A 13068-nucleotide genomic window follows, 5' to 3' on the forward strand; every position below is an offset into this window, starting at 1 on the left:
GGCTATATTATAGTCGATTGAAGGATTGTTTTGAACCAGGATTGGGATTCGACTCCCCTTCGGCTTCGCTCAGGGAGAGCTCACCCAATGAGGATGAGAGGATGGACCAAGATTTGGGTCAATTTGTCGCAGGAAAGTCCCCAATACGGCAGGGGCGTATCGAATACGCCCGCCCCATACAAACATGAATTAAAATCATTTTCTTCGTTGCTTTTAAAGCCCAAAGTAACCAAACCGACGAAGGAGCTCACAGATGCCAATTCTCTTCGTTACTTTTGAAGCCCAAAAGTAACCAAACCGACGAAGGAGCTCACGGATACCAATTCTCTTCGTTACTTTTGAAGCCCAAAAGTAACCAAAAGGCTTCGGCTCATTTAAGATGGCTTTTCGCACGGTCATCCGCACATGGACAAGAATGCCTTGTTGTCGGGAATATCTTCCTTCAAAATTCTCCCATTAGATGGAGAATTTTTTGAAAGCATTCCAAGGCCAATCCCATCGCACAGGGCAACGGCATTCATTCCATTTTTCCGCCATTGGAAATGAGCCGGGGGGCTAAAGGGCTTCCTCCGGAAGGTGAATGTTTGTAATGGCAAACCCAAAGCGTGGGTGAAATGTTTTTCTATACCTTTCTGTGTCACCCTGAGGGCTTGCCGAAGGGTCTCGGAACTATCCATACTTAACTTGAAATAGTTTTCTCATCTTACGATTTCGAAATGAAGAATTCTTGCAATAAAGAGAACCCTAGAAGGGTTCAATTATTTTAGCAATCCCATCGCACAGGGCAACGGCATTCTTTCCATTTTTCCGCCATTGGAAATGAGCCGGAGGCTAAAGGGCTTCCTCCGGAAGGTGAATGTTTGTAATGGCGAACCCACAGCGTGGGTGAAATGTTTTTCTATACCTTTCTGTGTCACCCTGAGGGCTTGCCGAAGGGTCTCGGGACTATCCCTGCTTAACTTGAAATAGTTTTCTCATCTTACGATGACAACCACCTCAAAAAATAAAATAAAAAATAGATTCTTCGTTTCACTCTGAATCCCTCTTTAGCGCATTTTGATTCTGAACGATTAGTGAGGAATCTGTACGGTTCTCTACTACTAATGTGTGTCATCCTGCACCGAAGGTGCAGGAACTGTACGCCAGTGCAACCCTTATTATTCCGAGATGTTTCGTGCCTCAACATGACAAAAAAGAGGAAAGAAGGTTCTGGAAAGTACAGCAATGTAATCCTCAACCAGCTTATCGATTTGGTCTGTTTTATTCCGAGATGTTACGTGCCTCAACATGACAAAAAAAGGGGAAAGAAGGTTCATGAAAATACGCCAATGTAATCCTCAACTAGTTTGTCGATTTGGTCTGTATTATTCCAAATTGTTTCGTGTCTCAGCATGAAAAAAAATGAAATGTCAATGTCCTCTGGAATTTATTTTCATAGATCCTAAATCCTTTCCTCTTAATCCAATTTCACTGCATTTAACCTCAATGAATTGACAATTACAGAGACAGAACTCAAGCTCATGGCTGCAGCTGCGATCATTGGGGACATCAGAATCCCAAAAGATGGATATAATATACCGGCTGCAATGGGAATACCGATGACATTGTATAAAAATGCGAACAATAGGTTTTGCTTGATGTTCCTCAGCATGGATTTACTTAGCTTGAAGGCTTTGTGCACGCCGATAAGATCTCCTTTAATCAAGGTGATTTCTGCACTTTGGATGGCAACATCTGTTCCGGTGCCCATGGCAATACCCACATCTGCTTGGGTTAAAGCTGGGGCATCGTTTATTCCATCACCGACCATGATCACCTTTTTACCAGCCTTTTGCAATTCTTTGATGCCATTTAGCTTGTCTTCAGGCAATAAACTGCCTTTCGCATGTTCGATACCTGCCTCTTTCGCAACGATATCTGCAGTATTTTGGTTGTCACCGGTAAACATATAGACTTCAACACCCTCGTCCATAAATCTCTTGATTACCTCTATGCTGCTTTTTTTCAAGGCATCAAATGCGGCAACCAAGCCAGCAACTTTTCCATCGATGGCAAGTACGGATACAGAATTTCCCTTTTTCTGCAATTCCTCAATCTTTTGGATTTGTTCATTGCTGACCTCGATATGCTGTTCTTCCATTAACCTTGGCGTTCCAAGTAAGGCGGTCATATGGAATATATGGCCTTTGACACCCTTGCCTGAAATGTTTTCAAATTGAGCAACATCTAACAGCTGTAAGCCATTTTCTTTGGCCTTATCCGTCATGGCCTGTGCCAATGGATGGGTACTGTTCTTATTCACAGATGCTGCGATCTGAAGGATGTCATTTTCTGAGAATTTGTCGTTTTCAGAAGTAACCTCAGATACGGAAGGTTTTCCTTCTGTAATAGTACCTGTTTTGTCCACAACCAGCACAGTGGCTTTTTCAAGTTTTTCCAGTGCTTCCGAATTCTTGATCAGGATACCATTTTTTGCTCCTTTTCCAATCCCAACCATAACAGACATAGGCGTTGCAAGACCTAATGCACAAGGACAGGCAACAATCAATACAGCTAACATATTTGAAAAAGCCATGGCCGTACTATTGGGGACAGATGATATGTTCCAAAGGATAAAGGTCAAGATTGCAATGGCAATAACGGCAGGGACAAATATTTTGGAAACCTTATCGGTCAATTTTTGAATGGGAGGTTGACTTCGACTGGCATTATTTACCAGCTGAATGATTTGGGAAAGGAGAGTTTCAGAACCCACCTTTTCCGCTTTGATCAAAATCTCATGGTTTCCGTTGATGGTTCCACCGATTACCTGATCATCTTTTGATTTTTCAACGGGAATAGGTTCTCCAGTAATCATGGCTTCGTCAATGGAAGTATTACCTTCAGTCACAATTCCATCTACTGGGACTTTATCTCCGGCTCTTACCCTTAAGATATTCCCTACTTTAACATCGTGGATCGATATTTTCCTTTCTTTTCCATTTTCAACCAGGATAGCTTCAGCAGGACTTAATTTGATCAATTCCTTAATGGCAGAATTAGTTTTAGAATGGGCTTTGGCTTCCATTACCTGACCTAATAACACCAAGGTAAGGATGACCACAACGGATTCGAAATACAGGTGGACTTCTCCATGATGTCCCTTTAGTTCTTCAGGAAAGATCTGAGGGAAAAAGAAAGCCAATAAACTAAAAATAAAAGCTGCTGCTGCTCCTAAGCCAATCAGGCTGAACATATTTAAATTCCAGGTCTTGAAAGAGGTCCATGCACGTTGGAAAAACATCCAACAGGTATAGAAAACTACAGGTAATGTCAAGATCAATTGCAACCAGGCATTGACTTTATACGGGATAACCTGACTGATAGGTTGACCGGGCAACATATCGCCCATGGACAGGATAAATACAGGCACTGTACATGCGACAGAAATCCAGAATTTCTTTAAGAGATCCCGATAATGTTGGTCGTCTTCTTCAGTAACCTGATTAGGGACAAGCTCCATTCCGCAGATTGGGCAATCTCCAGGGTGATCCTGAACGATTTCTGGGTGCATGGGGCAGGTGTATTCCACTTTAAGGGTGGTATCAGGAATTTTTTCCAAATTCATTCCACAAACTGGACAAGAACCAAATTTATCATAGACTTTGTCTCCTTCGCACATCATAGGGCAATAGTATTTCCCTGCATTACTGGCATTGACCGTCGGTTGTGCCTGATGTTGATGGGAGGGAGCATTGAAGTCCACTTTTTCTACAGGGCGTAAATGCATATTACAAACCGGACATCTGCCAGGTTCATGGTAAATCTTGTCCTTACCCTCGCAAAACATTGGGCAGATATATTCTCCACTTTCAGATAGCTCAGGCTCATGCGAATGTTGATGATGCATGTGCGGGGCACTTCCTTTCTCCTGGATATGGTAATGTCCACCTAATTCATCCAATTTATTTTGTAGTTCTTCGGTGGAAATGGCAGATTTTGCTTTGATCTGGGCTTCTCCCTTTTCAAGATTTACGGTAGCTTGAAGTTCCGGAATTTCATTCAGTTTTTTCTCCACATTAGTCCTGCAGCCATTGCAGGTCATTCCAGTCACTGAGAATGTCTTTTCGGTTGGGGCATGACTATCCATATTATCCTCTTGATGGATCTGATAATGACCGCCCAATTCATTGAGTTTATCTTGAAGATCAGAAATTTGAATAGGTTCATCTGACTGCAATTGTGCCTCTGCTTTTTCAAGACTTACTTGAGCTTTGATCCCAGGAATCTCATTCAGCTTTTTCTCGACGTTGGTCCTACAGCCATTGCAGGTCATACCCGTTACTTTATATGTGTGATTCTTCATTATGCTATTGATCGTTATTAATGAATACAAATTTCAGGAGAATTGGGTTTAGAATTGTTACATAATTTCCATTAATAGTTATAAAATTATGTAGAATTTGCAGGAAGATCCGTAAATTCATAGAAACCTAAAACGAATGAGCATTTCAAGAAGAGAATTTATTTATAAGTCAGCTTTGCTATTTCCTGCTTTGCACTTAACATCATTATATGGTAGGACGAATAAACAATCTACCCTGCGTGTTGGCGCTATTGGTATCAAGGGGATGGGTTGGTCAGATTTAAGTTCCATCCTAAAAGTATCCAATGTAAGTTGCACCGCTATCTGTGATGTGGATGATGCTGTGATTCAGGAAAGGCAGAAACAATTAGAAGCTTTAGGTCAAAAACCTAAGGTATATAAAGATTATAAAGCCTTATTGAAAGATCCTGAGGTCGATGCTGTCATAATCGGTACGCCTGATCATTGGCATTGCTTGATGTTGGTGGATGCCTGTAAAGCTGGTAAGGCAGTTTATGTGGAGAAACCCATTGGGAATTCCATTGTGGAGTGTAATGCCATGCTAGCAGCGAAAGAAAAGTATAACAGCATTGTGCAGGTAGGACAGTGGCAACGATCGCAGAAGCACTTTAAGGATGCCATTGAATTTGTGCATTCAGGGAAATTAGGGAAGGTTCGCTTAGTAAAAGCTTGGGCTTACTTAGGTTGGAAAAAGCGTGTTCCAGTTGAGCCTGATGGACCAGTTCCAGCAGGTGTTGATTATAAATCTTGGTTAGGTCCCGCTAAGACAAGACCATTCAATCCGAATCGTTTCCACTATAATTTTAGGTGGTACTGGGATTATGCAGGTGGTCTGATGACCGACTGGGGAGTCCATCTATTGGATTATGCGCTATTGGGGATGAAGGTTTCAGATCCGAATTCCATCATGGCAGCAGGAGGTAAATTTGCTTATCCTGATGATGCAGGTGATACCCCTGACACCTTGACTACTGTCTATGAATTTGATGGATTCAATATCCAATGGGAACATGCAACCAGTATTTCAGGAGGTCCATATAGTCGTGAACACGGTATTGCCTTTATAGGTAACAATGGCACTTTGGTATTGGATAGAAATGGCTGGGAAGTGATTCCAGAGATGGACAGAATGGAGGCTGTTCCCTATCAGAAGAAAGTAGACAATGGACTGGATCTGCACATGCAGAATTTTGTGGAAGCCATCCGGACCAAAAATGGAAATATTTTAAATGCTCCCCTAGAGGTAGGAAGTCATATTGCTAAATTCTCCCAAATGGGAAACATTGCCTATAGAACAGGGAAAAAGATCTATTGGGAGAAGGAAAAACAACGATTTAAAGAAGCTGAAGCCAATAAATTATTGGCAGCGGGCTACCATAACGGCTATAAGTTACCCCAGGTTTAAATGATGGGGTATAAGGAAGATTTAGGATTGATGGAATAATTTTCTTTCATGGTTTTGAAGAAACGTGTATTCATCAGATTATCTTCCAAAATAAAGGGCACAAAAACTTGGTTATTATGAACGCTGAGTTCATAATAACCAAATAATATCTGATTGTTCTTCTGAACAGATTTAACCGCACGAACTTGCTGAACATCCTTCAGCAGATTAAAAGAAACTCTATTTCCACTTAGCCATTCAATCAGCACATCATTGGTATTTGGATTGAACCATATCCTTTGATCCTTGGCATATTTCAATTGATTGTTCAAGAGAAATAGTTGGCTCATGAGATAGAGACTGATCGGAAGCATGAAAAGGATAATCTTGACCTTCATAGCCAATACGATCGTGATAACAAAGAGTACAACCCCAATACCTACACTGAACAGGGTGTTCTTGATGGTCCTTTGGATAATGGGCGCGCCACTTTCCACAAGAAAAAAGCCTTGCTTATTGCTTTTTTGAACAGCAGTAGATTTGCCCTTCATCATCACTCTTCGCGACAGAAAGTAAATCAATATACCGACAAGGATTACAATAAGAAGGATTTTGTTCATGATTAATATTGTTCAGATTCGTTAGGGTATTCTTGTGCTTTCACGTCGGCCACGTATTGCTTCACGGCTTTGTTGATCTCTTCATTTAAGTTTAGGTATTGTCTCAAGAATTTAGGTTTAAACTCTTGTGTAATACCCAGCATATCATTAACGACCAAGACTTGGCCATCGCAGAGATTACCTGCTCCAATTCCTATGGTCGGGATGTCCAACATCTTGGAAACTTCGCCTGCTAAAGCTGCAGGAATCTTTTCCAGGACAACGGCAAAACATCCTGCTTCTTGAAGGGCTATGGCATCTTCCTTTAATTTTGCGGCTTCAGCATCTTCTTTAGCACGGACACCAAAATCACCAAATTTATAGATGGATTGAGGGGTCAAGCCTAAGTGTCCACAAACCGGAATTCCAGATTGTACGATTTTCTTGATGTTGTCAATGATTTCAGTTCCACCTTCTAATTTGATGGCATGTACGCCGGATTCTTTCATCATCCTGACCGCTGCTTTGTAAGCATCTTCAGTAGCACCTTGATATTCACCGAAAGGAAGATCGGCGATGACCATGGAGCGTTTAGCTGCTCTAGCTACCGCTGAAGCATGATAGATCATATTGTCAAGCGTAATAGGCAGTGTGGTTTCAAAACCTGCGAAAACATTGGCAGCAGAATCGCCTACCAACAGAATATCAACACCGGCATCATCTAAGATTCTTGCGGTTGAATAATCATAAGAAGTAAGCATACTGATTTTCTCCCCTCTGTTTTTCATATCGCGAATAATAGATGTTGTAATTCGCTTGATTACTTTATTTACTGACATGTTAGATTGCTTTTATTGCAAAAGTAGGCATTTTTGTAGGAGTATCAACCTGAATGTTAACCTATTGCTTAAACTACGCTGAATTATAGAAAATTAGCAATAATTCTTATTTTTGCGGTTATGGCTCAACAAGAGAAAAATCTATTTAAATACCCGAAATTCAACGAACTGATCATACACGAGGATGACAACCTCATTGTTATCAATAAACCACCCTTTGTGGCCTCATTGGATGCAAGGGGAGGTGATGAGGTGAATATCCTTCGCTTGGCGAAAAACTATTTTCCAGACGCACAGGTCTGTCACCGACTGGACAAGGATACTTCCGGTGTTCTCCTGATTGCGAAAAATCCAGAAACCTATAGGCTCATGTCAATAGAATTCGAAAAACGTAGGGTCGATAAAACCTATCATGCCATTATTGGAGGGACCCATGTTTTTGAAGAACTTCTGGTGGACTTACCGATCCTGAACCAAGGAAATAAGAATGTGACCATTGATCGCTATAATGGGAAACCTGCAGAGACAATTTTCAACAGTATCCAATATTTCAAACATTTTACTTTAGTGGAGTGTAAGCCGATTACTGGTAGGATGCACCAAATCCGTATCCATCTTGCTACCCAGCATGCTGCCATCGTAGGCGATGCGATGTACCGTGGGAAACCTGTATATCTTTCCCAAATCAAGAAAAGAGGATTTACACTTTCTAAGGATCAAGAAGAATTGCCGATCATGAAGCGCTTTGCTCTGCATTCCAAGGCGGTTAAGTTTACTTTGAATGGTAAAGAGTATGCATTTGAGGCAGAATATCCGAAAGATTTTGCTACTTTGTTGAAACAGTTGGAGAAATTTGATTCATAATCATGGCCGAAAAGAAAAACAACACAAAAAATATTTTATCCTGGGTCCTTATTATTGTTTTGGCAATATTGGTATTGACACCAACGACCAGAACAGCAATTCAAAGAGGATTAATGAAAATAGGTCTTTTTAATCCCTCAATCCCAAAACAAACGGCTGCAGAGCCTTCCGCAACCCCTATGGTGATGACGGAAACAGTAACCCTATCCGATGATACCGGAAAAAGGATCCAAACCCATGAACTCCAGGGGAAAGTTGTCTTTATCAATTTCTGGGCAACTTGGTGTGGTCCTTGCCGTGCCGAAATGCCATCTATCCAAAAACTATATGATAAGTATAAGGATAATGATAAGGTTGTGTTTATGCTAGTAGAGATTGAGCATAATGCAGAAGGTGCGAAGGCGTTTATGGAAAAGGAGAAGTTGAATATGCCCATATATTATCCTGAAAGTGAGATACCAACAACTTGGTTAAGTGGATCAATTCCTTCCACGGTTGTGCTGAATAAACAGGGAGCTCTTGCTTTTGACCATAAGGGCATGGCAGACTATTCAACCAAGGAGTTTGAGGATTTCATGATCTCATTAATAAATCAGTAATATATAATGACCAAGAAAGAGCTAATAGACAATATTAAAAGAAAGAAAAGCTTTTTATGTGTAGGATTGGATACCGATATCACGAAAATTCCAGAACATCTCTTAGATGAGGAAGATCCAATTTTTTCATTCAATAAAGCTATCGTTGAAGCCACTGCAGATCTTTGTGTAGCTTATAAACCGAATATTGCTTTTTATGAGAGTTTTGGCGTGAGAGGTTGGGAATCCCTGCGTAAGACCTGTGAGATCTTGCCAAAGGATTGTTTCAGTATTGCAGATGCCAAGAGGGGCGATATTGGCAATACCTCCAAGATGTATGCGCAGGCTTTTTTCAATCCGGAATCTTCGGGGTTGAATTTTGATTCCATTACCATTGCTCCTTATATGGGAGAGGATTCGGTTACTCCATTTCTTGATTTTGAGGGTAAGTGGGCAATTGTACTGGCATTGACCTCCAATCAAGGTAGTTTGGACTTTCAAAATTTCCAGAATGTAGAGGGAAAGCAATTGTTTGAAGAAGTCATCGACAAGGTAAATACTTGGGGGAGTTCGGAGAATCTGATGTATGTTGTTGGAGCTACACGTGGGGAAGCATTCACTAAAATTAGAGAGCATGCTCCCGATCATTTCCTGTTGGTTCCAGGTGTTGGAGCGCAAGGTGGATCATTAGCTGATGTGTGCCAGTATGGAATGAATAAAGACTGTGGACTTTTGGTCAATAGTACCCGTGGAATTATCTACGCTTCGAAAGGTAGAGACTTTGCTGAGAAAGCTCGTGAGGAGGCTGTGCTATTGCAGAAAGAAATGCAAGAGCAACTTGAAATCCATGGAGTTATCTAGGTTTATCTGAATTAATAAATAAAATTAATATAGTGCAGTCTTTTCTCAAAAGGCTATAAAAACTTTCATGATCGTTTGAATTTCGGCGAAAACATGAAAGTTTTTTTAAATTCTGAATCTTTGGCATAATAATTTGTGGAGATGCAGGGATAATGAGTTTTATGAATAAAGTAAAGTCATCCCATTTGTGGGGTTTGCTTGCAGGGGTCGCCTGTTTGAGCAGTTGTAGTTCAGTTTATTTGCCCAATGTTCCAGCAACACCGATGTTTAATAACAAAGGAGAAGGGTATATTGCGGCACATGTTAACCCTAAGGGGAACCTAAGCGGCAACCTAGGTGTTGCATTTACCGACCACCTTGCCATTATCGGAAATGGCTCCTATATCAATTACCATTCAGACAATAATGATTTCAAACAATATTTGTATGAAGGTGGATTAGGCTATTATACGGTAGTTGGAAAAGCTAAGCGAAGTGTACTGGAATTCTATGGCGGTTATGGCGTAGGAGCGACAACCGATGTTGATAAGAGGGCGAGCACCACAGGGGCCGATCCAGTGGAAACAAGAGACCTTGACTTCAACAAAATCTTCGTTCAGGCAAATTTTTCGTCAACAAGAAAAAACAAGATTAATCTTTTTGGCAAGAAGAGGACTCTAAACTATGGAACAGCTATTCGCTTGAGCCGTGTCAAGATGGATCGATTTGAGCTCAATGGGGTTGCTTCACAGCTGGAAGAGAATGTGTATATAGAGCCTGTTTTCTTTACGAGGTTGGAATTGAATAAAGGGTTTCAAATCCAATATACCAATGGTTGGAATATTGGTCTGATGGACAATCACTATTTAAAACCTGGAAATGCTGTTTTTACACTTGGTTTGATTTATAATTTTGGAAGAAAGTAATAGAATATGAGAAAATTAATAGGAATAGTATCCGTTCTGGCAATCCTGATGTTATCTGGTTGCCAAGTAAACAAAAAAGCCCAGATTAAGGCTTTGGCAGACTGCGAATATGATGTCGAGTCGGTTGATCAGGTGAAGTTCAATGGCAAGAATTTGGAATCTTTCAAGGGAGCGGATGGGAACTATAATATGTCCTCGATTGCAGGATTGGCGGTAGCTCTATTCAGCAAGGAACTTCCTCTAGAAGGTAAGGTGAATCTGAAAGTTACCAATCCGGAAGCTCAAAAAGCTGCTTTTAACTCTTTCAAATATGTCATTGAGATCCAGAATTCTCCTCTGTTTGAGGGTACGGTAGATCAGAATGTAAGTTTGACCCAAGGGCAAAGCACCATTGTTCCGATGACATTCAAAGCCAATATCTTTAATAAAGCCAAAGAAAATGGCTTTGAGAAGTTTTTCGATGAACTCCTGAACAAGAAATCTGAAGGCTTTATGGTCCTTAAGATCAAACCTTCTATCCGTATCGCAGGACAGAATATTTATTATCCATCCTATATCACCGTCGATAAGAATTTTGGCAGTAAGATATTTAAGCTGTTTAAATAACAGAAAAGGGGCAAATGAAATTTGCCCCTTTTCTGTTATTTGGATTTGAGATTTGAGATATGAGTATTGAGATGTATAAATTCGCCAGCAGGGGTGGGATCTTTGTAGAAAGGCATAGAATTAAAGGATAACCCTTAGCGGGGGTGAAATATTTTTCAGTATTTCCCCTTTATGGGAATAAAGCAATAAAAAATAGTTTCCTCATCTTACGATAGCGGAATGACAAACAACTCTAATTAAAATAAAAAATAGATTCTTCGTTTCACTCTGAATCCCTCTCAGGAATATCCAATTCTGAACGGTGAGTGAAGGATCAGTCCGTAAATGTCGCACAACGTGCTTGTCATCATCCATCGAAGAGGGATGACCTGTTCGCCAACACCATAATGATTCTAATGTTCCGAGATGTTTCGTGCCTGCCAATGACAAATTTGATAGAACTGTGTTTCTAGGTATTTATACCTATAATTATTATCCAGAAGAATTTTTTTATCCGCCATACCTCCCTAGAGGGGATGAATTATTTTAGCATGGATGGTAAACAATATAGGGCTAATGCAAAAACGTTGTTCGATTAATCGAACAACGTTTTTGCGCAACTTCCAGGCTAACGTGCCATGCCAGCTAAAATAATGGAACCCCGAAAGGGTTTCTATATTTAAAAAATAAAAGAGCTAATTAATTTTCATTGACAACTTGCTGTCATTACCTTCCAATAAATTTACCTCAAATTTTTACTTCTCAACATAACAGCAACACTTAACTTTCAATTGTATGGATAGCTAAACTACGCCAAGGAATTCTTTAAATTTTCTTTGTACATGTCGTAGGTGTATACATTGTATGGTAGGAGTTTGTAAGCCAAATATTTTGATACCAAGCAACAAACGATCAATGGAATGATTAAGCTGTATCCATTAGGCACGATATTGCAAATCAAGAAAATGGATGTAAAGGGCGCATAAATAGCTGCTGAAAGAGCTGATCCGGCACCTATAAGAGCGAAATTGATTGGACTTACCTCCATGTGAAGGAAAGTTTGACAGAAAATTGCGACTAGCAGACCTAAGAAGGCTCCAACAATAATGCTTGGTGCGAATACCCCTCCATCGCCTCCAGCACCTAAGGTAAGGGAGGAAGCCAATGGTTTCAATAATACGAGCAAGAACAAATAGCCCATCGAATTAGTTTCTGCATGAAGGACTTCATTTAAACCGTGGTAGCTATCACCGAATAGAACTGGAAAGAAAAAGATTAGAATTCCGACCGTAATAGCGCCTAAGTTGACCCGTATAAAGTTGTTATTGATATTTCCGAAGAAAGTCTTGATCCTGATCATCAATAAGGTGAATCCTACAGCGAACAAGGCGCCTAAAAGGCTTAAGAGTAAAAAGAATGGCGTAGCTTGCCATTTCCATTCCACGATCTGCGTAGGGATGATCCGTTCATTTCCTAAACCATATATAAATAATGCTGCAACTAAGGTGGAGGCCAGGCAGCTGATCAAAATGGTCGGTTTGAATTTTCTGCTGATGGCTTCAATACCGAAGAGCAATCCAGCTAAAGGGCTGGAGAACAATATGGCAACCCCTGCTGCCGAAGCTGCACAGATAAGTTCCCTTTTATAGAGTTTGGCCGAAAAGTTTTTCTTGTACACTTCATTTCCAATGGTTGCCGTAGAAACCACTGTAGAAACTTCAATTCCCGTAGAGCCTCCAAAGATTACGGTCAAGAATCCATTGATGAAGTGGGATGGAATCTTAAATAGGGGTAAGTGGTCTTTCCTAAGGTCCAAAGTTTTATAGATTTCAGTCATTCCCTTGTTTTTCCTTCCCTGAAAGGCATATTTTCTGAGGAAGTAGATGATGGTGATACCAATTGAAGGAAGGATGATGAATATGTAAGGGTTGGTTTCAGAGACAAAATTGAACATATGATGTTCGGTCTTTTCTGTAATATAGCGCAGGGAAACAGCAAGAATAGAACTCAGTAAACCTACTATTAAAGAAATGGCAAAGAGCTTGAAATAATTTTGATGAATGACTTTTTTTCTATTCATTTTAGAA

At 40.4% G+C, this 13068-nt stretch carries 10 protein-coding genes; 6 read left to right on the forward strand and 4 right to left on the reverse strand.

The genetic code is table 11. The annotated features are described in order from the left end of the window. Positions 1–1456: 1456 nt before the first annotated feature. Positions 1457–4345: a heavy metal translocating P-type ATPase gene (locus ACWICE_RS13620; RefSeq protein WP_454298576.1), complete on the reverse strand. Its 2889-nt coding sequence runs from the start codon at positions 4343–4345 to the stop codon at positions 1457–1459. A 136-nt stretch (positions 4346–4481) separates the two neighbouring features. Here ACWICE_RS13620 and ACWICE_RS13625 point away from each other — a divergent pair, with 136 nt between their 5' ends. Then, the gene (locus ACWICE_RS13625) at positions 4482–5771 is read left to right on the forward strand and encodes a Gfo/Idh/MocA family protein (protein ID WP_454298577.1); all 1290 of its coding nucleotides are present in this window, start codon (positions 4482–4484) and stop codon (positions 5769–5771) included. Here ACWICE_RS13625 and ACWICE_RS13630 read toward each other — a convergent pair. Continuing rightward, positions 5768–6370: a hypothetical protein gene (locus ACWICE_RS13630; protein ID WP_454298578.1), complete on the reverse strand. Its 603-nt coding sequence runs from the start codon at positions 6368–6370 to the stop codon at positions 5768–5770. The genes ACWICE_RS13625 and ACWICE_RS13630 overlap by 4 nt on opposite strands. A 2-nt stretch (positions 6371–6372) precedes the next feature. Further along, a complete protein-coding gene (panB, locus tag ACWICE_RS13635) occupies positions 6373–7188 on the reverse strand; it encodes a 3-methyl-2-oxobutanoate hydroxymethyltransferase (RefSeq protein WP_313262124.1) in 816 nt (271 codons plus the stop codon). A gap of 120 nt (positions 7189–7308) precedes the next feature. Between panB and ACWICE_RS13640 the strand changes: the two genes are divergently transcribed. From ACWICE_RS13640 to ACWICE_RS13660, 5 genes are all read left to right on the forward strand, one after another. Then, on the forward strand, positions 7309–8052 hold the full coding sequence (locus tag ACWICE_RS13640; protein WP_454298579.1) for an RluA family pseudouridine synthase: 744 nt from the start codon (positions 7309–7311) through the stop codon (positions 8050–8052). A gap of 2 nt (positions 8053–8054) precedes the next feature. After that, complete coding sequence (locus tag ACWICE_RS13645) at positions 8055–8651, forward strand: TlpA family protein disulfide reductase (RefSeq protein ID WP_454298580.1); 597 nt, start codon at positions 8055–8057, stop codon at positions 8649–8651. Positions 8652–8657: 6 nt separating this feature from the next. Further along, positions 8658–9491, forward strand: a complete 834-nt coding sequence (gene pyrF, locus ACWICE_RS13650) for an orotidine-5'-phosphate decarboxylase (protein WP_454298581.1) — start codon at positions 8658–8660, stop codon at positions 9489–9491. A gap of 161 nt (positions 9492–9652) precedes the next feature. Then, complete coding sequence (locus ACWICE_RS13655; RefSeq protein ID WP_313262129.1) at positions 9653–10396, forward strand: hypothetical protein; 744 nt, start codon at positions 9653–9655, stop codon at positions 10394–10396. Between the two features lie 6 nt (positions 10397–10402). Continuing rightward, a complete protein-coding gene (locus tag ACWICE_RS13660; RefSeq protein ID WP_254527878.1) occupies positions 10403–11002 on the forward strand; it encodes a hypothetical protein in 600 nt (199 codons plus the stop codon). Positions 11003–11789: 787 nt separating this feature from the next. Here the strand turns inward: ACWICE_RS13660 and ACWICE_RS13665 are convergent. After that, positions 11790–13061: a chloride channel protein gene (locus tag ACWICE_RS13665; protein ID WP_313262130.1), complete on the reverse strand. Its 1272-nt coding sequence runs from the start codon at positions 13059–13061 to the stop codon at positions 11790–11792. Positions 13062–13068: the final 7 nt, after the last annotated feature.

It is taken from the genome of Sphingobacterium sp. NPDC055346 (assembly GCF_053645235.1).